Genomic DNA, 22,294 nt, shown 5'->3' with positions numbered 1-22,294 from the left:
GAAAGCACGCACACCCCTTGGCGGCGTGATGGTCGGGCGCTACTCTTCGGTAAATGAAGCTTTCACAGCCGGAGTCCTTGATGCGCCGTTTCGCCTTATCCATCTGCACCAGCCTACTGCTGGCCACCCCCGTGCTGGCCGCCAATTGCATCACAAGCAAGGACGCCTTCGGCTCCTACAAAAGCAACTTCGCTCAACAGGCGCAGCGCGCAGGCGTCGGCCAACGCGGTCTTCAGGCACTGCAAAACGCAAGCCTTTCATCTATCACCTGGCGTTTTGAATCGCAGCCCTCCTCGCAGACAGGTGTGTCCTACAGCGACGCCTCCACGTTTTTGGCAAAACGCACTGGAGGCTCCGCCCAGGCCTTTGTGAACTCTGCGCGGTCACGGCGGGATCGCAACGCGCAGCTCTTTAATTCCATTGAGCAACGCTACGGCGTTCCGGGATCGGTATTGGCCGTGATCTGGGGTCTGGAAACGTCTTGGGGCGGCTACCTCGGCAAAACCAGCATCGTCGATGGGGCCATGACGCTGTCCTCCTACTGCCGCCGTCATCCGCGTTTTGAGCCACACGCAGAAGCCGCGCTGATGCTGGTCGACAAAGGCCTGATCACAGCCAACACGCAAGGTGGCCCATCCGGCGAGTTGGGCCATATGCAGTTTCTGGCAGGCAACTGGATGCGTTACGGCGTGGATGCCAACGGCGATGGTCGTGCCGATCCGTACAACGCCGCAGATGCACTTGCCTCTGCCGCAAATCTTTTGCGGCAAAACGGGTGGCAAGCGGGCCAGCCCTTTGGTGAGGGCACAGCTAATTTCCGTGCGCTGTCTGCATGGAACGACAGCGGCAACTACCAGCGCGCGATTTCCTACGCGGCGCAACAAGTCGGCGGCTGACAGGTTTTGACCGGAGCCTAGCCTCCGGTCATCCCCCTTGGGCGGCCATTTTTCGGTTTCATCTGTGTAGAGAATGCGCGCAAATTTGCACAGTTTTGTCTAAATCGAACCATTTTTGTGAGGCACTCTTTGGTTAACGCGGGCTTCAACCGCCGTGAGGAGTTCCCATGCAGCCCATCGAGTACCCTTATGCCGGTTTGATTTTGCCAGACGCCACAGATCTCGACCCTGTTCCGTATCTGGACACCGCCGCAAAGGTGCTTGATCAACTGGATGCTGTGCCGGGTGCAGCCGTTCATCGCTTAGCCCATGGAAACAGAGCGTTTGGCCGTCGCTTTGGTATCATTGTCACTCCCGAAGAAGACAGCGATTACGGCCCCCGTGTTCTGATCGAGATCATTACCAGGAACGGCGCCATTCCCGAAGACGAGCGCGCCGCCAATATCCTATCGGACGTGGTGCTGGCCTGCCTCGCTCATTGCGACGCCGACATCATAGAATGGTACTCACCTGACGTTCTGCTGGACCGCGATGATTTCATCCGCCTGCGGTCGTATGTGTCCCCCCGCCGCTTGCAAGAGTTGGACGAGGACATGGCAGACGACCTGTTCGATAGCGAACAAATGGCCGCTAAGATGCTTGAGTCGCTTTACGGTGCGCCCAAGCCGCTCTCTGTCGATGAGCGGCCAAAAATGACTGACCGCTTGGCGCATTACCGGATCAATCTATTGGCGCGGGAACCATTAGACCGGCGCCGGAGTGTGACGGGCCACTTGGTCACCGGGATTATCGGGGTGATCTATTTCACGTTGGCCGCGTTCATCTACATTGTTTCATTTGGGCGCGACATGGATCTGCGCCTCGTCAGTCAGGCTCTTGCAATCACGGCACTTTTCACCGCCCTTTACAACGCTGATCGGCTGGGTGGTGTGCTGAACCAGATCATTCATTAACTTGGCTGCGTGTCACATAGGTGTGGATTGAAAATATCACCGCGTCCGTGTCGGGCAATCGCAGAAGACACTGACGTTCACTGCGTATGAACGGCGCCGCTTCGGGATGATCTCCGTCGCGCGGGTCCGCCTCAAGTCGCGGTTGATGCAAGGTTGGATCAGCATAGCGCAATACATTATGTCGCCAAAGGGGTTTGCCCGGCTGCACACCGTCAAATAGGCGTTGCACCCGTTTGGCCAACGCAGAGTCATATGACGCAACAGGCGCGTGAATACGGGTCAGCGGCCGCAAGTATTTCTCGGCAAGTGTCCAGCTCGCCGGAAAGCACAGGACCGCGCCAGTGAGCACGTGCTCTGCCCCGCCACGCTTTTCCAGAATGCAGATGTCTTCCTGAATGATCTGGCACAGGGTGCCAAGCGGGTCCTCCCAGTTCAGCGCGACGTCGCGCCCGTCTGGACAGCGCACCCACCCCACGTTTTGAGCAAATTCCATGGGAAGATGCGCCAGGACCATGCGCAACGCTTCTATGGCCGCTGGCCGCGCGGTATCATCCAGTCGCAGGACACGGTCGCGTGAGGTGCGCAGCAGGCGCAAACGCTCGGCCATCTGCGCCGCATATGCCTCATCCACATGCAACCAGTTTGCCATGTCAAAAGGCGCAACGCCCGGAAGTCGAGCCAAGGTCGAAACATCATAGGGGATGGTGTCTTGCAGGATCATGAGGTCAAGCTGACCGATCCGCACGGCAGTAGCAAGCACAAGATCTAAAACAAAAAAACGCCCCCGAAGGGGCGATTTTTGAATGGTGCGGTCGAGAAGACTCGAACTTCCACGGGAGTTACCCCACAGCGACCTCAACGCTGCGCGTCTACCAATTCCGCCACGACCGCACTCTGTCCCAGCTTGGGTAGGCGGCGTATAGAACAGCAATTCGGTGATGTGAAGAGAAAAAATCGCCCCGCGGAGAAGATTTCTCCAAATCGCGTATCGGCTTACTGTTAGCGTCATTTCAGGGGCCGGTTGCGCTTGCGCCGGGGCCTCAGTAGATCAGACGACAACACGCATCGGTACATCGTCTACGAGAGGCTGCTATCCCATGGAATGGAAGATTTCCGACGGGCTTACCCCCTATCCTGAGGCGTTGGCCTTTATGGAAGCGCGGGCCGATGCCATCGCGCGCGGAGAGGCCGACGAGTGCATATGGCTGCTGGAGCATCCTCCGTTGTATACTGCGGGCACGTCTGCAAAGGTCGAGGATCTGCGGGAACCGGATCGGTTTCCCGTCTACGCCACACGGCGCGGCGGGCAGTACACCTACCATGGGCCGGGTCAGCGCGTCGTCTATGTGATGCTCGACCTCAATCGGCATGGCAAGGATGTCCGACGCTTCGTTCAGGAGTTGGAAGGTTGGGTGATCGACACCCTAGGCCAATTTGGACTGACCGGACACATTCGCGAGGGGCGCGTCGGCGTCTGGATCGAACGCCCTGATCGCCCAAGGACGGTCACTGGAAAAACGGCGGAGGACAAAATCGCGGCCATCGGCATCCGGCTGCGGAAGTGGGTCAGCTTCCACGGCATTTCCATAAACGTTGAACCAGATCTTAGCCACTTCGACGGTATCGTGCCATGCGGCATCACCGAATTCGGTGTGACGAGCCTGGTGGATATGGGGCTGCCTGTGAATATGGATGATCTTGACGTGGCGCTGCGTCAGACCTTCGATGAAAGGTTCGCAAGTTCAGAGAAGATGTGACCGACCAAATGTGAAAATCTGCTGGCGACGCAGGTCCACATGCCGACTGAGCATCAGTGTCGCGCAGAGCGACCGGAAAAGACGTGGCTCAGAATATCGCTGCGCGTCAGACCCATGGCCGCGAGGTCGGCATCTGTCTTGGAGCGCAGAGACGCGACGGCTTCCGCGCGCTGGCGGTAGCGACGGTCGAATGGCGTCTCCAGCAGTCGCGCCAAGCGATACCTTAGGCCGCTTCCAAAGACGTTATCCGCAACATATTCAACATATGCCATATCGGCCTCCCCCCTAGGGATGATATTCTGCTCTTCTCCTGACCTTACGGCACGTCAGGCAATCCGAGATAGTCTGGAAAGCCTGACCTCCGGCACCATCGCAAGATGTTGGCGCTCAGGACGTTAACAAGATATAAACGCCGCAACAAAACCGTGGTTCCATGGGAATTGATGGCAGCCCCTTTCGGATCAACGACACCCTTTGGCGCCTTCACCTGTGCTGACGCAGTCTGTGATCCTGACACGTCCGCCCATTGACGCGCGTTTTGATGCCCGTAAGCCACGGCATGTTTCTGCCGCGACACAGTGTGTTTCTACCGCCGATTTCCAGCCTGTTGTCCAAGCATCGTGACATCGAGACCACCGGCCTGCCCCGAACTGCGCGGAAAATAAATAAAAACCGTCTGTTCAGAACACCTTAAGAAGGTGCGACAAAATGTTTGATCCAGATCAATTCGACGCATGGACGCGCGCTTCGACACATTCTAAAACGTGAGTTGATCGCCGGACGCCCGGCAAGATTCTTTCCACGCGTCCACGTCTTGAAATCTTTAGGGAGGCAGACAATGGCAGACGCCGCCATTCATGGCCACGAGCATGAAGACAACCGGGGCTTCTTTACCCGTTGGTTCATGTCGACCAACCACAAGGACATCGGGCTCCTTTATCTGATCGTGTCGGCGATCGCCGGCCTGATTTCCGTTACCTTCACCGTCTACATGCGCATGGAGCTCATGGAGCCCGGTGTGCAATTCATGTGTATGGAAGGCGCGCGCTTGCTGCCCGCCGCCGTCGAAGACTGTACGCCCAACGGGCACCTCTGGAACGTTCTGATCACCGGCCACGGCATCCTGATGATGTTCTTCGTCGTGATTCCCGCGCTGTTCGGCGGCTTTGGCAACTACTTCATGCCGCTGCAGATCGGTGCACCGGACATGGCGTTCCCGCGCATGAACAACCTGTCGTTCTGGCTGTATGTCGCAGGCACCACCCTTGCGGTGGCCTCCGTTATATCGCCCGGCGGCAACGGCCAGCTTGGGTCCGGCGTGGGTTGGGTTCTGTACCCGCCACTTTCGGTCAACGAAGGCGGCTACTCCATGGACCTCGCCATTTTCGCGGTACACGTCTCTGGCGCGTCCTCGATCCTTGGTGCGATCAACATGATCACCACATTCCTGAACATGCGTGCCCCCGGCATGACCCTGTTCAAGGTGCCGCTGTTCGCATGGTCGATCTTCGTCACATCCTGGCTGATCCTGCTGTCCCTGCCCGTTCTGGCCGGCGCAATCACCATGCTGCTGACGGACCGGAACTTCGGGACGACCTTCTTCGATCCCGCAGGCGGTGGCGACCCGATCCTGTACCAGCACATTCTGTGGTTCTTCGGACACCCCGAGGTCTACATCGTGATCGTGCCGGGCTTTGGTATCATCTCACACGTGATCTCCACCTTCTCGCGCAAGCCGATCTTTGGCTACCTGCCGATGGTCTGGGCGATCATCGCCATTGGCGCGCTTGGCTTCGTCGTGTGGGCGCACCACATGTACACCGTCGGCATGTCGCTGCGACAGCAGTCCTACTTCATGATGGCCACGATGGTCATTGCGGTGCCAACCGGGGTAAAGATCTTCTCCTGGATTGCCACCATGTGGGGCGGCTCGATTGACCTGAAGGTGCCAATGCTCTGGGCGTTTGGCTTCCTGTTCCTCTTCACCGTTGGCGGCGTGACCGGCGTGGTGCTGAGCCAGGCGGGCGTCGACCGTGCTTACCACGACACCTACTATGTGGTTGCCCACTTCCACTACGTGATGAGCCTTGGCGCCGTGTTTACCATCTTCGCGGGGATCTACTTCTACTTCCCGAAGATGACCGGTCGCATGATCAATGAGCGTCTGGGCCAGATCCACTTCTGGAGCATGTTCATCGGTGCAAACCTGACCTTCTTCCCGCAGCACTTCCTGGGTCGCCAGGGTATGCCGCGCCGCTACATCGACTATCCGGAGGCCTTCGCCACCTGGAACTATGTCTCGTCGATCGGCGCGTTCATCTCCTTCGCCTCGTTCCTGCTGTTCTTCGGCATCGTGATCTACACGCTGATGAAGGGCAAAGTCTCGAACGTAGCGAACCCTTGGAACGAATATGCGGACACGCTGGAATGGACCCTGCCCTCCCCGCCGCCGGAGCACACCTTCGAGCAGCTGCCAAAACAGGAAGACTGGGACAAGAGCCACGCGCACTAAACCCGGCCTGACAGCCAAACCAAAGGCCCCGCTTGATGCGGGGCCTTTTCATATAGCTTATGGGAACTTCCCCAAAGGCGCGCTCCACTTTTAGAGGCGGACCGTGCCCCTTAACCCGGACATAGCCCTTGGATAGTCTGATATTTGCCGCCGTTGTGGCGCTGCCCTTCGTGGCTTTTGCCCGCGGCGTGCGTTGGACACTGACTTTTCTTTTGCTCGTGCCAACGTCCTGGGCGCTTTACGCGCTGTGGGTGTCGGTTGCACAAGGGGTCGGGCCCGAAGCGCAGAGCAGCATGTTCACACTCCCCCGCGGACAGCTTTTGACCCGCGTTGCGCTCACCTTCTGCATCTTTCCGGCGGTATTCTTCGGCCTGCGCACGATCCGGGCTTTGCGGCTGGGGCGCAACATGGCGCTTTGTGTGATGACCGAGCACCTCGTCTTTGCCGCCCATGAAATCGAAGTCCGCCATTTGCTCGGCGGCGCTGCTGAATTCGAAAATACCGTGTATTGGTCGTCGAGTGTGGAACAGGCCATTGCCGTCATATCCGGTTTGGCGTTGCTGGGCTTTGCAGTTCTGACGATCATCCAGTTGAGCCTGCGCGTGCTGCGCGGCCCCGCAAGCCATGCACGCTGACTCATTCCGCCTGCCAATCATGCCCGAGGCGATGTTGCGCCCGGTTTCATGCACTCCGGCATTGCGCGTCAAAGTGTTGGCGCTGTAGAAAAAGTCATGCCTTACCAGTGGACAACACCTCCGCGCGCACCTCGGCAAGAGCTGAAGCTCTGGCCCCATAATGCGCTGTCGCCAGAGGGGTTCGCCATTATGATTCTGGGTTTCTTCCTCGCGGCATTGATTCCGCTGATGGGGGTTCTGGGCACCTTGCTTCTTTGGGGGCTTCTTCCCTTCCTGCTGGCGGCGACGGCCGGGCTGTATTATGCCTTGCGACGCAACAATCGCGACCGCCAGATCACTGAGCTTCTCAGCATCACATCCGAACAGACACGATTGCAGCGCACCAATCCTGATGGCATGACGCAGGAATGGGAGTCGAACACCTATTGGGTCACCGTCTCCTTGCACGAGACCACCGGTCCTGTGCCTAATTATGTGACTCTCAAAGGCGCAGGCCGCGAGGTCGAGATCGGCTCGTTCCTTTCCGAGGATGAGCGCAAGGTGCTGTACACCGATCTCACCAACGCCCTGCGTCGCGTAAAGGACAAGTGATGGTTCAGGCTGCTGCCACCGCGAAATGGCGCCGCGCCGCCCTGCTGATGACCGCGCGCCTCGGCTTGACGGATCTGACCGAGCGGCTGCATCCCGTAGCGTCCGAGCGCGCCGCGCTGGACCTGCGCGGGGCGTTGGACGGTCGGGTGCCTCCCCTTCGCAAGCAGGTGGTGTTCCTCATTCCCTTGGTTGGACCCGATCAGGTGGGAGACTGGAAAGCCGTGAGTGACCGGCTGAAGGCGACGCTTCACTGCATGCGGGCCCAGAATGACCCGCACTGGCAGGCGATCATCTGCTGTCAGCAAAAGCCGGACCTGCCGGACGATCGTCGTATACACTTTCTCCCCTTCGAGGACCCGACGCCCGGCAATGACAAATGGCGCAAGCTGAGCGCGCTATATGAACAGCTCGACCGGCTCGATACTGGTCCGTGCTACGTCATGTCTTTCGATGCCGATGATCTGATGCGACAAGGGCTGGTCAAAGAGATGCTGCGCCGTCAGGCTCCCGGCGGCTACCTTGTTCAGCAAGGTTTGGTGATGGATGATTCCACCGGCGTCATTGCACTGGCCGATCAGCCAACGATGAAAGAGCTGGGCCAAAAACCATTCTGGAAGCTCTGCGGCTCCTGCGCGTCGCTGGCACATGATCCGGACATTCCGGAGTCCGCGCTGTTTCTCAGGGAAATGACCCAACACGAACACCGGATGTTCCCCTACCTCGCACGATTGGCCCAGCGTACCTTGTCACCGATTTCCTTTGCGTCGGTGTTGTATGTGCTGAACCACGGCGAGAACTTTGGCGCCCGGCGTGGTCGTGTTGGCTTCAAGACGCGCTTCGTCGAACGTTTCAAGATCGAGGATCCAGAGGAGCTGGCGCGTATCGCCGCTGGTTTCCCCCTGCCCGAGGAGCCGGACGACAAAGAGGCCATCAAAGCCGGGTAGTACGCGCTGTAAAGTCGGCCCGCTCCAGCCTGCTGAAGTCAGCACGAAAAAGCCCGCAAACCGTGGTTTGCGGGCCTTTCTTTTAGGTACGGTTCAGCGTCACGCCGAAAGGCGATCCTTCACCAGTGGCCCCACGGCACCAAAATCCATCTGACCAGTATATTTGGTCTTCAGAACGCCCATAACCCGACCCATGTCCCGGATGGAGCTCGCGCCCACTTCGGCCACGGCGGAGTCCACAGCGGCGGACACTTCGTCCTGGTTCAAGGCGCGCGGCAGGAACTCTTCGATCACAACGATCTCGTTTGCCTCCCGTTCAGCCAGATCCAGCCGCCCGCCTTCTTCGTAGGTCTTCATGCTTTCGCGGCGTTGCTTGACCATACGGCCGAGGATCGCCAGCACTTCCGGCTCTCCGACACCATTGTCATTGCCGTCGGCCCGTGCAGCAATGTCGCGGTCCTTGATGGCGGCGTTGATCAAACGCAAAGTCGACAAACGTGCCGAATCCTTGTCTCTCATCGCCTGCTTTACGGCCGCATTGACCCTATCTCGCAGTTCCATGCGCCCTAATCTCCGGTATGACTTTCATAAGCCGGTAACATACCGGAGGCCAATGGTCGGCGCAAGCCAAGGCGGATCACAACAACCCATTGGAATTAAACGGATTTACAAAAGGCACAGCGCCTCTTGACCGCCCACTGTGCGCGGCTTAGGTTCCGCGCGATTTGCCCCTGCCACCGGAGTCGCCCATGTCTGCTGCATCCAAACCCGCGCCAACCGCCTGCCTCGCCCTTGCCGATGGCACTTTGTTTTACGGACAAGGCTTCGGCGCCACGGGTCAGGTCACAGCGGAGTTGTGCTTCAACACCGCGATGACAGGCTACCAGGAGATCATGACTGACCCGTCCTATGCCGGTCAGGTCGTGACATTCACCTTCCCGCATGTGGGCAACGTGGGCGTGAATCCAGAGGACGACGAAACCGGCGACCCCGTCGCGGCGGGCATGGTGGTGAAGTGGATGCCGACAACGCCGTCCAACTGGCGCTCTGTGCAGGGCCTTTCAGACTGGTTGTCGGCACGGGGACGTATCGCCATCGGTGGGATCGACACCCGCCGCCTGACGCGCGCGATCCGCCAGTCGGGCGCACCGCACGTGGCATTGGCACATGACCCGGACGGCAACTTTGATATCGAAGCGCTGGTGGCAGCGGCGCGGGCCTTTTCCGGTCTCGAAGGCTTGGATCTGGCCAAGGACGTCACCTGCGCGCAGAGCTACCGCTGGGACGAGATGCGGTGGGCATGGCCGGAGGGCCACGTCCGCCAAAAGGATGCCAAGCACAAGGTCGTTGCAATCGACTACGGTGCCAAGCGCAACATCCTGCGGTGCCTCGCCTCCGCCGGTTGTGACGTGACCGTACTGCCCGCCTCTGCGACCTATGAGGATGTGATGGCCCACAGCCCGGATGGCATTTTTCTGTCCAATGGCCCCGGCGATCCGGCGGCCACGGGAAAGTACGCGGTGCCAATGATCCAGGGCTTGCTGGAACAGTCCGATCTGCCAATCTTCGGGATCTGCCTTGGACATCAAATGCTGGCGCTGGCGCTTGGCGGTCGTACTATCAAGATGAACCACGGCCACCACGGCGCCAACCATCCGGTCAAGGATGTCGAAAGCGGGAAGGTGGAGATCACCTCCATGAACCACGGGTTCGCCGTGGACAGCCAGTCCCTTCCGGCCGGTGTGATGGAGACCCATGTGTCCCTCTTTGACGGGTCGAACTGCGGCATCCGCATGAATGATCGGCCCGTGTTTTCAGTCCAGCACCACCCGGAGGCAAGCCCCGGCCCGCAGGACAGCTTCTACCTGTTTGAACGCTTCGCAGCCTCCATGGCATAAGGTATTCCGCCCCTGCCGCATTCTGTGATGTGGCAGGGGCGTTTAGATTGTCTTTACCGAGTCGCGGGTAGCTTCTTCCGGAATTCAAGCTGTGCCAACACTCTCCCAAAAGGCGATTAAGCCGCATCAGAACAATCAAAGGATGCGAGCGTTCTTGTATTGTATCCGTTAAGCTTTGTTAAAAGCCCGACGCCTCGTTAGCGTTCAATTAACGCAATGAAATATACTGGGTTGTTCTCCTTCCGTTTCAAAACACGTTAAGGTGTTTTTAAGCGGATGGTCGCCACCATGAAGGTTCAAACCGGGACCTCTCATGACCCATCCAGTTCATCCTCTTCCATACGCGTTACTGGCTCAAGCTGGTGACCCACGCGGGCAGCCGGTCAGCCGGATATTGCTCGACAACCATACCAGCACCCCGCGTGTGATGCTGGGGGCGATGGCAGAGGCCGCGCGTATCGGACAACCTATCGCGCGTGTCATGACGGCAGAGGCCTTGGCCACACGACAACAGGTGCTGGAGGCACAGGCGCGCCACTACGGCGCGCTGATCATGGACAAGACAACGACGCCAGCCGATGTGACATTGGCGGGTCTACTCCCGGGAGATTTTTGCCTGCAGCACGGGGTACTGCCTTGGGTCAGGCTAGGGGATACCCTGGTCCTGGCCACCTCCCGCCCTGACGAGTTCGACGCGATGCTGGCAAACCTGCCCCCGGATCTGGGTCCGGTCATAATGGCCCTGGCGCTTGAAGCAGATATCCATGACGAAATCGGACGTCGCCACGGGGATGCGCTTGCGAAAGCGGCCGAAAATTGGGTGCCGTCCGAGGACAGCTGTCGGGACCTGAACAAGGCCGGTCCGCTGGCCAGCGGGATTGCTCTGGTTGCGATCATCGTGGCGCTTGGGCTGCTGGCAACCGTCCCCCACCTTTTCTTTGGCGCCGCTCTGATCATGGCGCTCGGATCGCTGCTCGTCAGTCAGGTCTTGAAGGTGTCCGCGCTGATAGCCGCGCCAAGACGACAGCCTGCGCCCTTGGTGTATTTGCCACGCAACCCGCCCGTCGTCACGATCATCGTGCCGTTGTTTCACGAACAGGAAATCGCCTCGACGCTGATCAAACGGCTGTCGCGGCTGACTTACCCCAAAGCGCTGCTTGACGTGGTACTGGTGTTGGAAGCTGAGGACGCAGTCACATGCCAGACCCTGAACCGCACGACCTTGCCGCCGTGGATGCGGCGCATCACGGTGCCACCGGGCGAGATTCAGACCAAACCGCGCGCGCTCAATTATGCCTTGCGCTTCACCCAAGGCGAGATCGTGGGGATCTATGATGCCGAGGACGCGCCTGCGCCGGATCAGATCGAGCACGTGGTGTCTCATTTTTCAAAGGCCTCGCGCGACGTAGGCTGCGTTCAGGGCATTCTCGACTACTACAACCCGCGCGCAAATTGGCTGTCGCGCTGTTTTACCATCGAATATGCAAGCTGGTTCCGCATTGTTTTGCCCGGCTTGGCGCGCATGGGCTTCGCCGTGCCGCTGGGAGGGACGACCGTCTTTTTCCGCCGCGAAGCATTGGAAAAAGTGCGCGGATGGGATGCGCACAACGTGACCGAGGACGCCGATCTGGGGATGCGGCTGGCCCGCCATGGCTGGCAGACAGAACTGATCCGCTCCGTCACACGCGAAGAAGCCAACAATCGCTTCTGGCCGTGGATCAAACAGCGGTCCCGTTGGCTCAAGGGATATGGCATCACGTGGTGGGTGCACAGTCGACGCCCAAAGAGGCTTTGGCAAGACCTTGGGGCGAAGCGGTTTTTTGGACTTCAGGCTCTTCTGCTCGGCACCTTGCTGCAATTTGCGTTGGCGCCGGTGCTGTGGTCGTTTTGGCTTATCGTCGTAGGGCTGCCGCATCCGATGGATGGCTACATGGCGCGTGAAGGCATCCTGGCACTGACCGGACTTTTCCTTGCGGCGGAGGCGATTTCCTTTGTCATAGGAATCGCGGCTCTCGCCCGGAGCCCACATGCGCAGCTCTACCATTGGGTTCCGACGATGTTCGCATACTTCCCGATGGGCACCGCCGCCGTTTACAAAGCATTGTGGGAGACAGCGTTTAGCCCGTTTTACTGGGACAAGACGCAGCACGGGCATTCCGACCCAGACCATCAGGACGCGGACATTCCGCCCGACACCCATGTCTGAATGTCAGATCAAAGCCCCTCGCTGGATTCCAGCTTCAACCGGGTGACGAAGGCCACCGATATATGATCGCGCAACGCTTTATAGGCGGCGGCCTCGTCACGTTTGGCGATGGCTTCGACGATTGCGCTGTGCTCGGCCATGGCGATTTCACCTCTGCCCTGCGCCGCAAGCGAGGTCGTGGCCATCAGAGCCATGGAGCGGTGCACAAGGTCAAGCTGCTGCACCAGGAAGCGGTTGTGCGACGCCAGGTGAATCATCTTGTGAAACCGCCGATTGGCCCGGGCCAAGGCGGCCGGATCAGCCATCAAGGCGCGGTCCTCCTCCACCATATCCTTGAGCACACGGACCTCTTCGGCAGTTGCATGCCGTGCGGCCAACCGTGCGGCCAGTCCTTCCAGCTCCGTGCGCACCGCATAAAGCTCCGCCATCTGGTTATGATCGAGCGAGGCGACAATCAGCGAGCGCCCGTCGCGGGCCAGCAGGCTTTGGGTTTCCAGCCGTTGCAGCGCCTCGCGGATAGGGGTGCGTGACACGCCAAATCGCTCTGCCAGTTCGCTTTCAACCAGCCTGTCGCCGGGACGGTATGTTCCTGAGTCGATCGCGTCGAGGATCAGCGTGTACGCATCCTTCTGAGTGGGCTTCGGCTGGGCCATGGGGTCTCCTAAAATGTTCGGCGTAAACTAGCCTTTTGCCGCAGGCACAAACAAGCGCCATGAATTGCCTCATTGACGCATTTCGACCTATATCTCTGGATATGAAACGATTTGAACGCTTACGCGCCTGGGTCTTTGACCTCGATAATACGCTCTACCCGCCACATATGCGGCTGTTTGACCAGATAGAGGTCAAAATGAACAGCTTTGTCATGAACACGCTGGGCATCGGTCATGCCGAAGCGGATGAAATGCGGTCGCTCTATTGGCGTGAGCACGGCACGACGCTGGCGGGATTGATGCAAAACCACGGCGTTGACCCTGTCGCCTATATGGATGAGGTGCACGACATCTCTTTTGATGCGCTGGAGCCGGATCCGCATCTGGCGGAGCTGATCGCCGCCCTGCCCGGTCGGCGCATCGTTTATACCAACGGCAGCGCGCCTTATGCCGCGCGGGTGCTGAAAGCTCGTGGGCTTTCAGACGCTTTTGACGCGATCTACGGGGTTGAGCACGCCGATTATCTGCCCAAACCGCACGCCTCCGCCTTTGATCGGATTTTTGCTCTCGACGGGCTGTCCCCCGCAGAGGCCGTGATGTTCGAAGATGATTCCAGGAACCTCGAAGTGCCACACGCGCTTGGCATGACGACCGTCCATGTGGCGCCAGAGCCGGCCCCGGCCGAACACATTCACCACCACACCGACAATCTCACGGCATTTTTGAAAAAGGTGTCGAAATACACGGGTGGCTGACGGCCAAGGCTCAGGCAGATTGTCGCAGATTACCCCCAAAGACATGGGTTTTGGCGCTATGCGACATTTCGCACGTACCTTTGATGCAACGAATGCATATGTCTCCGACACAGCCACACAGGAGACACGCAATGAGCAGCATTGAGACCTTCTCGGAAAACGCCGCGCCCGCAGCGAAAGTCGAACACAACATACTTTGGACCGTGTTGGTCTTTCTCGAGATCGTTGCGCTGGCCACATATTTCTGGGGGCTGCCCGCGCTCGCCATGATCGCTCTGACCTGCGTACCGGTGATGTTCGTCGTTCTTTTGCTGATCACCGTGGGAAAATAGGCCAAGCCGCAAACCGGTCGCATGGTCCCTCCCCCTTGTGCGTACTAGATATCGTCGCAAGGAGAATGACCATGGATTATGACATCACCATCTCGGGCGGCGGCATCGCGGGTCTGACCGCCGCAGCCGCCTTTGCGCAGGCCGGGTTTTCCACTTTGGTGGTGGACCCGACGCCTCCTGTGACAGACCGCGAGGCCGATGGCTCGGATCTGCGCACAACAGCCTTTTTGCAGCCCGCGCAGATGTTTCTCGACGAGGTGGGTCTATGGCCGCGTCTTGCAGAATACGCCATGCCATTGACAACCATGCGCATCGTCGATGCCGGTGGCGAGGTGGCAGAGCCACGGGTGATCAAGGATTTCAAGTCCGTTGATATCTCTGACAAACCTTTCGGGTGGAACCTGCCCAACTGGTTGCTGCGGCGCGAGATGACAGCCCGTTTGGCGGAGTTGGCGCATGTCGATTTCCGCCCCGGCACGGCCACTACCGGCCTGTTCACCCGAGAAGGCGAAGCGCGTGTCTCCCTGTCCGACGGATCGCGGATCAGGACACGACTGGTGATCGCCGCTGATGGTCGCTCCTCCCCCATGCGGCAGGCGGCTGGCATTGGTGTCAAAACCACACGGTTCGGGCAAAAGGCGCTGGCCTTTGCGGTGACCCATCCGATCCCGCACGACAACGTCTCGACCGAGATCCACCGCACAGGCGGCCCGTTCACGCTGGTGCCCCTGCCCGATCACGACGGCCGCCCATCCTCTGCCATTGTGTGGATGGACAGTGGCCCGGAGTGCGCGCGGCGTATGGCGTTGTCCCCCGAGGAGCTCGAAGCGGAGATGTCGGAACGTTCCTGCCACCTCTTTGGGCCGCTGTCTCTGGCCTCGCGTCGGACCGTCTGGCCGATCATCGCACAAGAGGCCGATCGTCTGTCAGGCCAGCGCATCGCCTTGGTGGCCGAGGCCGCACACGTGGTGCCCCCGATTGGCGCGCAAGGCCTGAATATGAGCTTGAAGGACATCATCGCGCTGAGGCATCTGGCTGTCGCCGCACCAGACCGGCTGGGGGACGCTCAGATGCTGGATGCCTACCACAATCGCCGGGCCGCTGATGTGCGCGCACGCGTCGCCGGAATAACTGCGTTGAACCGCATAAGCCAAATGTCGTCGCAACCCTTGCGCGATCTGCGGGCAAAGGGTCTGGACGCGCTCTACGGCATGAAGCCGGTGCGGACGTCGCTGATGAAGGTCGGTTTGGGCGCTTCTGGTTGACCCAGGCGATTCCTTTTCGAGAGACGGGAATCCAACCAGAAAAACTCGCCTGAGGTTTTCCAAGGTTGAAAAAGCAGCTCCCCACATCTGGTGAGTTGTTTTTTGAGAACGCTATGGCAACAGACGCCATGCGAAAAGATTCGTTTACCTACTTTTAAGGCGTCCAAGCAACAAAGGTTTTACGAACCAAGACGCCAAACATCCAAGGTAACCTCATGCAAATTAACACAATTCTGGGCGCCGCCTGTGCGTGCGCCATGGCTTTTCCTTTGTCTGCCGGTGCCGAAGTCGTCCGCGCGGTGTCGGAAATGCGTGCAAGTCATGCTGTCTCTGCACACTGGGGCTCTAGCGTCCCGGCACAGGGCGCGGCATCGCTGACATATGACCGCGACACCGGCACGATTATAGAGTTGGTGATGACCATAGACGGCACGTCGACCGACGATTTGGCACCCGCAGGACCCGGCGGCATGCTCGGCTCGATCCATATCCACAACTATCCACAAGGGGGTCCCAACTTTTTCATCCAACAGTTGCCGGGCGAATATGAAGAGACAGACACCGGCTTTGTGTTTCGCGTCAGCAACTGGAAGGTCGAAGATCCGATTGTCGGGCCGGAGGGCGGTGCCGATTTTGTGCTGAGCGAAGTGGAACGGGGCAATGCGTACTTCGGATTGCACACCAACCACGCTCTGTGTCCGGGAAACACGAAAGACGGTGTTGCGGGCACTTGCGCTGCGCCGGGCACAGCTCTGTCTGGGCATATTACCGTGCTGCCAGCGCCTCACCCGGATGTGGTGGCCATGTTTAGCCAATGATCCCAAGGGCGTTTCTACTTTGGTCGTTCGCGGCCGCGCCGAGTTTATATCGGCGCGGCAAAGATCTTCCTCTGCTGCGTTAAAGAACCTGATCCACCACGGCGCGCAGGCGTCCGATGGTGCCGTCAACGTCGTAAAGCTTGTCCAACCCGAACAGACCGACGCGGAAGGTCGAAAAGCCGTCTGGCTCATCCACTGCCAGGGGCACACCGGCTGCAATCTGCATGCCCTTCTCGGCAAAGGCCTTGCCCGACTTGATCGCCGGATCGTCTGTGTAGCAAACCACGACGCCGGGCGCGGCATAGCCCTCTGCCGCCACGCTTTTCACGCCCTTTTCAGCAAACACTTGACGCACGCCGTTGCCCAGCGCCCATTGTGCCTCTTTCAGGCGGGTAAAGCCGTAGTCCTTCGTCTCTGCCATGGCGTCACGAAAGCTGCGCAGGCCATCCGTCGGCATTGTCGCGTGATAGGCGTGGCCACCGTCTTCGTAAGCCTTCATGATCTGGTGCCACTTTTTCAGATCCACGGCAAAACTGTCAGAGGTCGTCTCCTCCATCCGAGCCATTGCACGTTCTGACAACATTACAAGGCCTGCACAGGGCGTGGCGGACCATCCCTTTTGCGGGGCTGAGATCAACACGTCCACGCCGGTTTCGGCCATGTTCACCCAAACACAGCCCGAGGCAATGCAATCCAGCACCATGAGCGCGCCGACCTCATGCGCTGCTGCTGCAAGCCGTTTGATATAGTCATCTGGCAGGATCATGCCCGCCGACGTTTCCACATGCGGGGCAAAGACCAGCGCCGGCTTTACTTCTGCTATTTTGGCCTCGACCTCTTCAATCGGCGCAGGGACAAACGGCGCGTCTACCGCGTTGCCGGTTTGACGCGCCTTCATCACAGTCGTCTCGCCGCCGAATTGACCAGCGTCAAAAATCTGCGACCAACGGTAGGAGAACCAACCGTTGCGGACCACCAACACGTCTGCCTGTTGACCGAACTGACGGGCGACGGCCTCCATTCCGTAAGTTCCACCACCCGGCACCAAGGCCACGGCGTGAGCGTTGTAGACCTCTTTCAACATGCCCGAAATATCGGTCATAACCGTCTGAAACGCGCCGGACATGTGGTTAAGTGATCGGTCGGTGAAAACCACCGAGAATTCTTCGAGCCCATCCGGGTCAATCGTGTCGAGCAATGCGGCCATCGTTTTCTCCATCGTTTTCTCTGACCTAGCGCAGTGCGCCTTGCGGCAAAAGAGAAACCATTGGCGCATTTGCGCGATGTCTCAAGCGCGGAAGGCCGGCATGGCCTCATTCGGGGGACTTGGAGCTTTGGCGCCAACAGGCGCATTACAAAAATTTGCGCAGTCAATCTGGCGTGGGCAACAATCCGGACGATACCGTAAGGAGCGAGACAGACCTGACGTTTTTTGATTACCCTCAGCGTTTTAGAAGTTCCCACTAACCCTACAAGAAACAAGGGCGGGAACCTCGATGAAGGCGGTTTGATCCTCGGTGAGGATGGAGTGTGCCTGGGAGGCAAATGACGTCATCTTCATGATTGCAACCGACTTCAACGCCTATTGTGTCCCCGCATTTGGCAGACGAGAAACGTGAATCAGTCGACGCAGAGTTGCGTGACGAAATCGTTTCGTTTCTTCCAGAGTTGGACGCCCTGCATCCCTCATCCGATTTGGCGCGCTATACGCTCAAGCGTTACTTGGCCAGTGCTCCGCGGCTCTCGGCCTTATGGGACATAGCACCTCAGATGACAGCCGGCAGGTGCGGTCTGGCACGCGCGGCTCCCAAGACAGGGCCACACGGTCGCGCCCGCATCTTTTCGCTTGGTAAAGCGCATCGTCTGCCGCCCGGATGGCCATATCAATGGTCTCTTCCTGAGCTTTCAGCGCGGCACCGACAGAAATTGTTACGCGCAGTTTCTGACCATCGAAGTCCGTACACGCATCTTTCACCGAGGCGCGCAGACGTTCCGCGACGTCCTTCCCGTGTGCCTCGTCGCTGCCTGCCAGGAAGATCAAAAACTCCTCGCCCCCAAAACGGCAGACGATATCTTCCGTACGGCACTGAACACGCAGCGCGTTGGCTACTGTCCGAATGACTTGATCTCCAGCCATATGGCCATGCGTATCATTCATCCGCTTGAAGCGGTCTATGTCTACCATCAGAACGATTCCGCTGACCCGCGGGCATCGCGACAGACGTTCGAACAGGTAATCGCGCGTGGACACGTCGGTCAGCCGGTCTCGAAACACGCGGCGGCGCAGTTCCTCGGCAGTGCGCGCGCTGCTTTGTGCCTGTCGGATCAGCGATCCCGCAAACAGCACCGTGAGACCGGCAGAAAATGCAAGGCTCGCCAGCAGCCGCAAGCCCTGCGGTATCGCCACGCCCATCATCATGACCGTATTGGCAACCAACAGGTTGCTAAACGAGGTCACCAGCAGAATAGCGACCAACAAATATCCTTTGTGCCATGCCATTTGACGTTCCCGCTCGGCCCTGTTGGCGACCCTTCGGGTCGAAGTTCCAGCCGGTTTCTCCAAGCCTTTCCAATACACGGATCGACGACAAGGCAACGCCTATCGCCGGCGACAGCCCTTGCCAGAAGGGTCGCTAGCCGCCCTGTGTGTATGGCACAAATGGCATGGGAAATCTTTAAACGATACTAACCGAATAGATTGGATTTTCTGTAAATCAGATCAGATCAGATCGAGCGGTCCGGCGCGGCGTTCCTCGGACAACAGGACATTGGCCTCCAGATTGCCCACCCCCGGCAATGTCATGATCCGCCGCCGCAAAACCCGTTCGAAATCAGGGATGTCGCGTGCAACGACACGCAGACGGTAATCAAACAGACCCAGAACATGCTCCACGATCTGCACCTCGGGAATTGCGGAAACAGCACGCTCAAAATCCTCAAGGCTCACCCGCCCTTTCGTCGCCAGCTTAACCCCTAAAAACACTGTTACGCCAAAGCCCAACGCTTCGGTATCCACGTCCAACCGCGATTCGCGGAAGGCATGCGCTTCGCGCAGCCGTTTTATGCGCCGCCAGCACGCCGGTTGCGACAGCCCAAGCGCGCGCCCCAAAGCTCCCGCCGTTTGCGTGGCATCCTCTGCCAACGCCCGGATCAAGGCCCGGTCCGTATCGTCAAGCGAGATCATAGCGGCAGCGCCTCGGTATCCTTGACGCGTGCCACATGCATCAGCGCTTCGATATCGTTGATATGCGGCAGGGTCAGAAGGCGCTTGCGATAAAGCTGCTGATAATGCGCCATATCCCGAGCGATCACGGCGAGGCGCACATCCGTCTGACCGAGGAAGGTCTGGATCTCCATAACCTCTGACACCTCACGAGCGGCGGCGATAAACTCGTCAAAAGCGCGCGGCTGTGTTTTGTCCAGCGTGACACGCAATGACACCTCCACCTCCCAACCCAAAGCCTGCCAGTTTATTACACCACACAGCCCCCGCAGGATGCCTTTGTCCCGCAGTCGCTCCAATCGTCGTGTCAGCGTAGATGGCGTCACCCCTGCCCGCTCGGCAAGATCCGATGCCGCGATGTCCGGCTCCGCCTGATAGTGTCGCAGAATGCGTCGATCCGTGTCATCAAGCATGATTTCTCCGATAATTTAGGAAATGACGAATACTTGTGTTTCTGGACTTTGAAAACACTCAAAAAACGCAACCGCTCTCGCGTCGCAACGGCGTAAGTTCCGCTCAATCCATAAGCACTTCGAAAACCCGAGGAGAGACACATGCGCGTTTACTATGACCGCGATTGCGACGTGAACCTGATCAAGGATAAAAAGGTCGCCATTCTGGGCTACGGCTCGCAAGGCCACGCCCACGCCCTGAACCTGCGCGACAGCGGCGCAAAGAACCTTGTCGTGGCTCTGCGCGAAGGCTCTGCCTCCGCCAAGAAAGCCGAAGCCGAGGGCCTTCAGGTCATGGGCATCGCAGAAGCCGCCGCATGGTGTGATGTCATCATGTTCACCATGCCCGACGAACTTCAGGCCGAGACATACAAGAAATACGTCCACGACAACATCAAGCCCGGCGCCGCCATCGCGTTTGCCCACGGCCTGAATGTGCACTTCGGCCTGATCGAGCCCAAGGAAGGCGTCGACGTCATCATGATGGCGCCCAAAGGCCCGGGTCACACCGTGCGCGGCGAATACACCAAGGGTGGCGGCGTGCCCTGCCTCGTGGCTGTTGACACCGACTCCACCGGCAAGGCGCTGGAAATCGGTCTTTCCTACTGCTCCGCCATCGGTGGCGGCCGCTCTGGCATCATCGAAACCAACTTCCGCGAAGAATGCGAAACCGACCTCTTTGGTGAGCAGGCGGTTCTGTGCGGCGGTCTCGTCGAACTGATCCGTTGCGGCTTTGAGACTCTGGTCGAAGCCGGCTACGCGCCGGAAATGGCCTATTTCGAGTGCCTGCACGAAGTGAAGCTGATCGTGGACCTGATCTACGAAGGCGGCATTGCAAACATGGATTACTCGATCTCGAACACCGCCGAGTACGGCCAGTACGTCACCGGTCCGCGCATTCTGCCCTACGAGCAGACAAAGGCGGCCATGAAAGCGGTTCTCACCGACATCCAGCAGGGCAAATTCGTGCGTGACTTCATGCTCGAAAACGCAGTGGGCCAGCCAACGATCAAAGCATCGCGCCGCGCCAACGATGAGCACATGATCGAAGAAACCGGCACCAAGCTGCGCGGCATGATGCCGTGGATTTCAGCCGGCAAGATGGTCGACAAGTCCAAAAACTGATCTCGCTTACCGAGACGACAGAAAATGAGGCGGCATCGAATGCGGTGCCGCCTTTAGCTTCAGGACGGAATTACACGTCCGCTGGCTTCCCGGTCGAAGACTTGTCTTCAGCCAGCGTAGATTTCGTGGCGTCAGGATCATGGCGGCGGTCTTCGATCTTTTTCTTGCTGACAAGTGCAAAGACCAATACTGCTCCAAGCGTGACGAGAAAGAGAATTACAACGATCTCTGTAGCACCCATTCCAGTTCCTCCTTGTGAATTAATGAACTGAACACGCGTGGCCCGCCTGACGTTCCCGTGGCGCGACATACTGCCGCGCCTTAGGTCCTCCGGCCACCAAACAGGACCTCCGAACGATGCCCGAAATCACTGCGCGAAGCTGGATCATGGTTCTGGCGCTTGGCCTCGTCTGGGGCGCAACCTTTCTGTTCATGGAAATCGCCTTGCGCGGCATGACACCGTTTTGGCTGGCGGCGTATCGCATTGGCTTTGCCGCTGCACTGACCGTGGTCATCTGGCGCGTCCTTGGCGGGCGGCTTTGGCTGACGGACACCCGTGCATGGCTGTCGCTTGTCACTGTCGGGCTGCTGTCAACCGCCGTGCCCTTCATGCTGCTCAGTTGGGGGCTGCAATATGTGACCTCCGGCTTTGCGGGCGTCAGCATGGCCGCCGTCGCGCTGATTGTCTTGCCGCTGGCGCACGTCTTCCTACCCGGCGAGCGCATGACCCTACGGCGGTTTATCGGTTTTCTGATCGGCTTTGTCGGGGTGGTTGTGTTGATTGGACCAGAGGCGCTGGCGTCCACCGGTGAAGCGATGGAGCCGTTTGGTCGCCTTGCGTGCCTTTGCGCCGCCGGGTGTTACGCAGTCAGCACCGTCACCATGCGCCGGATGCCGCCCGTCGATCCCATCGGGCTGGCTGCCGTGCCGTTGGTGATTGGCTCTGCCTTGGTCATTCCCGTGGCGCTGCTGCGTGAGGGGATGCCGGTTATGCCCGATACGCAGACGCTGTTGGTCGTGGCTGTGCTAGGGTTGGTGCCCACTGCAGGGGCCAATCTTTTGCGGGTGTTGGTGGTGCGCTCTGCCGGGCCGGTGTTCATGAGCCTGACGAACTATCAGGTGCCGCTGTGGTCTGTCGTTTTGGGCGTTCTGGTGCTGGGTGAGCAACTGCACCCCTCACTGCTGCTGGCAATGGCCTTGATCCTCGCCGGAGTATTTCTGAGCCAGTGGGGCGCGCTGAAACGGCTGTTCGGTAAATGAAAAGGCCCCGCACGCGGCA

24 protein-coding genes and 1 tRNA gene are annotated in these 22,294 nt (G+C 59.0%); 15 read left to right on the top strand and 10 right to left on the bottom strand.

From position 1 onward, the window contains the following. The first annotated feature begins 80 nt into the window (after positions 1-80). Together J4E08_RS01085 and J4E08_RS01080 are read left to right on the top strand one after the other, a co-directional pair. Positions 81-896, top strand: coding sequence for a lytic murein transglycosylase (locus J4E08_RS01085; RefSeq protein ID WP_349536929.1), 816 nt, complete (start codon positions 81-83; stop codon positions 894-896). Positions 897-1,063: 167 nt separating this feature from the next. Next, positions 1,064-1,849 (top strand): hypothetical protein, encoded by a 786-nt coding sequence (locus J4E08_RS01080; protein ID WP_349536928.1) that lies wholly within the window; start codon positions 1,064-1,066, stop codon positions 1,847-1,849. Here J4E08_RS01080 and J4E08_RS01075 read toward each other — a convergent pair. After that, on the bottom strand, positions 1,839-2,570 hold the full coding sequence (locus J4E08_RS01075) for a heme-dependent oxidative N-demethylase family protein (protein ID WP_349536927.1): 732 nt from the start codon (positions 2,568-2,570) through the stop codon (positions 1,839-1,841). The genes J4E08_RS01080 and J4E08_RS01075 overlap by 11 nt on opposite strands. Positions 2,571-2,653: 83 nt before the next feature. After that, positions 2,654-2,740: transfer RNA gene (locus tag J4E08_RS01070), tRNA-Leu, on the bottom strand. 173 nt (positions 2,741-2,913) lie between these two features. Between J4E08_RS01070 and lipB the strand changes: the two genes are divergently transcribed. Further along, the gene (lipB, locus tag J4E08_RS01065; protein ID WP_349537443.1) at positions 2,914-3,606 is read left to right on the top strand and encodes a lipoyl(octanoyl) transferase LipB; all 693 of its coding nucleotides are present in this window, start codon (positions 2,914-2,916) and stop codon (positions 3,604-3,606) included. Between the two features lie 53 nt (positions 3,607-3,659). Here the strand turns inward: lipB and J4E08_RS01060 are convergent, their stop codons facing one another. Continuing rightward, positions 3,660-3,878 carry a hypothetical protein gene (locus J4E08_RS01060; protein ID WP_349536926.1) on the bottom strand — a complete coding sequence of 73 codons (219 nt, stop codon included), beginning with the start codon at positions 3,876-3,878 and terminating at the stop codon, positions 3,660-3,662. A gap of 566 nt (positions 3,879-4,444) precedes the next feature. On the opposite strand from J4E08_RS01060, the gene ctaD reads away from it, so the two are divergent. The 4 genes from ctaD (at position 4,445) to J4E08_RS01040 (ending at position 8,288) form a co-directional block, all read left to right on the top strand. Beyond that, entirely contained in the window at positions 4,445-6,118 is a 1,674-nt protein-coding gene (ctaD, locus tag J4E08_RS01055; RefSeq protein WP_183965346.1) for a cytochrome c oxidase subunit I, read from the top strand. 128 nt (positions 6,119-6,246) lie between these two features. Continuing rightward, positions 6,247-6,753, top strand: a complete 507-nt coding sequence (locus J4E08_RS01050) for a hypothetical protein (protein WP_349536925.1) — start codon at positions 6,247-6,249, stop codon at positions 6,751-6,753. A 96-nt stretch (positions 6,754-6,849) separates the two neighbouring features. Beyond that, positions 6,850-7,344 (top strand): DUF2244 domain-containing protein, encoded by a 495-nt coding sequence (locus J4E08_RS01045; protein ID WP_183965725.1) that lies wholly within the window; start codon positions 6,850-6,852, stop codon positions 7,342-7,344. After that, positions 7,344-8,288 carry a hypothetical protein gene (locus J4E08_RS01040; protein ID WP_349536924.1) on the top strand — a complete coding sequence of 315 codons (945 nt, stop codon included), beginning with the start codon at positions 7,344-7,346 and terminating at the stop codon, positions 8,286-8,288. The genes J4E08_RS01045 and J4E08_RS01040 overlap by 1 nt, the downstream gene beginning before the upstream one ends. A gap of 99 nt (positions 8,289-8,387) precedes the next feature. Here the strand turns inward: J4E08_RS01040 and J4E08_RS01035 are convergent, their stop codons facing one another. Continuing rightward, complete coding sequence (locus J4E08_RS01035; RefSeq protein WP_183965350.1) at positions 8,388-8,849, bottom strand: GatB/YqeY domain-containing protein; 462 nt, start codon at positions 8,847-8,849, stop codon at positions 8,388-8,390. 188 nt (positions 8,850-9,037) lie between these two features. Here J4E08_RS01035 and carA point away from each other — a divergent pair, with 188 nt between their 5' ends. Both carA and J4E08_RS01025 read left to right on the top strand, forming a co-directional pair. Further along, positions 9,038-10,186, top strand: a complete 1,149-nt coding sequence (gene carA / locus J4E08_RS01030; protein WP_349536923.1) for a glutamine-hydrolyzing carbamoyl-phosphate synthase small subunit — start codon at positions 9,038-9,040, stop codon at positions 10,184-10,186. A gap of 313 nt (positions 10,187-10,499) precedes the next feature. Beyond that, positions 10,500-12,392 (top strand): glycosyltransferase, encoded by a 1,893-nt coding sequence (locus tag J4E08_RS01025; RefSeq protein ID WP_349536922.1) that lies wholly within the window; start codon positions 10,500-10,502, stop codon positions 12,390-12,392. An 8-nt stretch (positions 12,393-12,400) separates the two neighbouring features. Here J4E08_RS01025 and J4E08_RS01020 read toward each other — a convergent pair whose 3' ends face one another. Then, positions 12,401-13,045: a GntR family transcriptional regulator gene (locus J4E08_RS01020; RefSeq protein ID WP_183965354.1), complete on the bottom strand. Its 645-nt coding sequence runs from the start codon at positions 13,043-13,045 to the stop codon at positions 12,401-12,403. A gap of 101 nt (positions 13,046-13,146) precedes the next feature. On the opposite strand from J4E08_RS01020, the gene J4E08_RS01015 reads away from it, so the two are divergent. From J4E08_RS01015 to J4E08_RS01000, 4 genes are all read left to right on the top strand, one after another. Next, positions 13,147-13,800, top strand: a complete 654-nt coding sequence (locus J4E08_RS01015; RefSeq protein ID WP_349536921.1) for a pyrimidine 5'-nucleotidase — start codon at positions 13,147-13,149, stop codon at positions 13,798-13,800. Positions 13,801-13,931: 131 nt separating this feature from the next. After that, positions 13,932-14,132 (top strand): hypothetical protein, encoded by a 201-nt coding sequence (locus J4E08_RS01010; protein ID WP_183965358.1) that lies wholly within the window; start codon positions 13,932-13,934, stop codon positions 14,130-14,132. A gap of 71 nt (positions 14,133-14,203) precedes the next feature. After that, entirely contained in the window at positions 14,204-15,397 is a 1,194-nt protein-coding gene (locus J4E08_RS01005; RefSeq protein ID WP_349536920.1) for a UbiH/UbiF family hydroxylase, read from the top strand. Positions 15,398-15,654: 257 nt separating this feature from the next. After that, entirely contained in the window at positions 15,655-16,215 is a 561-nt protein-coding gene (locus J4E08_RS01000) for a hypothetical protein (RefSeq protein ID WP_349536919.1), read from the top strand. Between the two features lie 79 nt (positions 16,216-16,294). On the opposite strand, the gene J4E08_RS00995 is transcribed toward J4E08_RS01000, so the two are convergent. The 4 genes from J4E08_RS00995 to J4E08_RS00980 all read right to left on the bottom strand — a co-directional run bounded on the left by J4E08_RS00995 (position 16,295) and on the right by J4E08_RS00980 (position 19,851). Then, positions 16,295-17,422 (bottom strand): aminotransferase class V-fold PLP-dependent enzyme, encoded by a 1,128-nt coding sequence (locus J4E08_RS00995; protein ID WP_349536918.1) that lies wholly within the window; start codon positions 17,420-17,422, stop codon positions 16,295-16,297. Between the two features lie 504 nt (positions 17,423-17,926). Next, positions 17,927-18,634 carry a GGDEF domain-containing protein gene (locus J4E08_RS00990; protein ID WP_349536917.1) on the bottom strand — a complete coding sequence of 236 codons (708 nt, stop codon included), beginning with the start codon at positions 18,632-18,634 and terminating at the stop codon, positions 17,927-17,929. Positions 18,635-18,934: 300 nt separating this feature from the next. Continuing rightward, positions 18,935-19,399, bottom strand: a complete 465-nt coding sequence (locus J4E08_RS00985) for an Lrp/AsnC family transcriptional regulator (RefSeq protein ID WP_349536916.1) — start codon at positions 19,397-19,399, stop codon at positions 18,935-18,937. After that, positions 19,396-19,851 carry an Lrp/AsnC family transcriptional regulator gene (locus J4E08_RS00980; protein ID WP_183965364.1) on the bottom strand — a complete coding sequence of 152 codons (456 nt, stop codon included), beginning with the start codon at positions 19,849-19,851 and terminating at the stop codon, positions 19,396-19,398. Before J4E08_RS00980 ends, J4E08_RS00985 begins: the two co-directional genes overlap by 4 nt. Positions 19,852-19,992: 141 nt before the next feature. Here J4E08_RS00980 and ilvC point away from each other — a divergent pair, with 141 nt between their 5' ends. Continuing rightward, positions 19,993-21,015 carry a ketol-acid reductoisomerase gene (gene ilvC / locus J4E08_RS00975; protein WP_183965365.1) on the top strand — a complete coding sequence of 341 codons (1,023 nt, stop codon included), beginning with the start codon at positions 19,993-19,995 and terminating at the stop codon, positions 21,013-21,015. A gap of 70 nt (positions 21,016-21,085) precedes the next feature. On the opposite strand, the gene J4E08_RS00970 is transcribed toward ilvC, so the two are convergent. After that, positions 21,086-21,256, bottom strand: coding sequence for a hypothetical protein (locus J4E08_RS00970; protein ID WP_349536915.1), 171 nt, complete (start codon positions 21,254-21,256; stop codon positions 21,086-21,088). Positions 21,257-21,372: 116 nt separating this feature from the next. Between J4E08_RS00970 and J4E08_RS00965 the strand changes: the two genes are divergently transcribed. Continuing rightward, positions 21,373-22,275, top strand: a complete 903-nt coding sequence (locus J4E08_RS00965; RefSeq protein WP_349536914.1) for a DMT family transporter — start codon at positions 21,373-21,375, stop codon at positions 22,273-22,275. The last annotated feature ends 19 nt before the right edge of the window (positions 22,276-22,294 follow it).

Source organism: Sagittula sp. NFXS13 (assembly GCF_040148795.1).
Lineage (GTDB): Bacteria > Pseudomonadota > Alphaproteobacteria > Rhodobacterales > Rhodobacteraceae > Sagittula > Sagittula marina.
This window is presented reverse-complemented; position numbering and strand designations above follow the sequence as displayed.

Excerpts from the sequence above, each read along its gene's own strand:
- J4E08_RS01085 (WP_349536929.1), top strand. The coding sequence starts at position 81 with ATGCGCCGTTTCGCCTTATCCATCTGCACCAGCCTACTGCTGGCCACC.
- J4E08_RS01080 (WP_349536928.1), top strand. The coding sequence starts at position 1,064 with ATGCAGCCCATCGAGTACCCTTATGCCGGTTTGATTTTGCCAGACGCC.
- J4E08_RS01075 (WP_349536927.1), bottom strand. The coding sequence starts at position 2,570 with ATGATCCTGCAAGACACCATCCCCTATGATGTTTCGACCTTGGCTCGA.
- J4E08_RS01060 (WP_349536926.1), bottom strand. The coding sequence starts at position 3,878 with ATGGCATATGTTGAATATGTTGCGGATAACGTCTTTGGAAGCGGCCTA.
- ctaD (WP_183965346.1), top strand. The coding sequence starts at position 4,445 with ATGGCAGACGCCGCCATTCATGGCCACGAGCATGAAGACAACCGGGGC.
- J4E08_RS01045 (WP_183965725.1), top strand. The coding sequence starts at position 6,850 with ATGCCTTACCAGTGGACAACACCTCCGCGCGCACCTCGGCAAGAGCTG.
- J4E08_RS01040 (WP_349536924.1), top strand. The coding sequence starts at position 7,344 with ATGGTTCAGGCTGCTGCCACCGCGAAATGGCGCCGCGCCGCCCTGCTG.
- J4E08_RS01035 (WP_183965350.1), bottom strand. The coding sequence starts at position 8,849 with ATGGAACTGCGAGATAGGGTCAATGCGGCCGTAAAGCAGGCGATGAGA.
- carA (WP_349536923.1), top strand. The coding sequence starts at position 9,038 with ATGTCTGCTGCATCCAAACCCGCGCCAACCGCCTGCCTCGCCCTTGCC.
- J4E08_RS01025 (WP_349536922.1), top strand. The coding sequence starts at position 10,500 with ATGACCCATCCAGTTCATCCTCTTCCATACGCGTTACTGGCTCAAGCT.
- J4E08_RS01020 (WP_183965354.1), bottom strand. The coding sequence starts at position 13,045 with ATGGCCCAGCCGAAGCCCACTCAGAAGGATGCGTACACGCTGATCCTC.
- J4E08_RS01015 (WP_349536921.1), top strand. The coding sequence starts at position 13,147 with ATGAAACGATTTGAACGCTTACGCGCCTGGGTCTTTGACCTCGATAAT.
- J4E08_RS01010 (WP_183965358.1), top strand. The coding sequence starts at position 13,932 with ATGAGCAGCATTGAGACCTTCTCGGAAAACGCCGCGCCCGCAGCGAAA.
- J4E08_RS01005 (WP_349536920.1), top strand. The coding sequence starts at position 14,204 with ATGGATTATGACATCACCATCTCGGGCGGCGGCATCGCGGGTCTGACC.
- J4E08_RS01000 (WP_349536919.1), top strand. The coding sequence starts at position 15,655 with ATGGCTTTTCCTTTGTCTGCCGGTGCCGAAGTCGTCCGCGCGGTGTCG.
- J4E08_RS00995 (WP_349536918.1), bottom strand. The coding sequence starts at position 17,422 with ATGGCCGCATTGCTCGACACGATTGACCCGGATGGGCTCGAAGAATTC.
- J4E08_RS00990 (WP_349536917.1), bottom strand. The coding sequence starts at position 18,634 with ATGATGATGGGCGTGGCGATACCGCAGGGCTTGCGGCTGCTGGCGAGC.
- J4E08_RS00985 (WP_349536916.1), bottom strand. The coding sequence starts at position 19,399 with ATGATCTCGCTTGACGATACGGACCGGGCCTTGATCCGGGCGTTGGCA.
- J4E08_RS00980 (WP_183965364.1), bottom strand. The coding sequence starts at position 19,851 with ATGCTTGATGACACGGATCGACGCATTCTGCGACACTATCAGGCGGAG.
- ilvC (WP_183965365.1), top strand. The coding sequence starts at position 19,993 with ATGCGCGTTTACTATGACCGCGATTGCGACGTGAACCTGATCAAGGAT.
- J4E08_RS00970 (WP_349536915.1), bottom strand. The coding sequence starts at position 21,256 with ATGGGTGCTACAGAGATCGTTGTAATTCTCTTTCTCGTCACGCTTGGA.
- J4E08_RS00965 (WP_349536914.1), top strand. The coding sequence starts at position 21,373 with ATGCCCGAAATCACTGCGCGAAGCTGGATCATGGTTCTGGCGCTTGGC.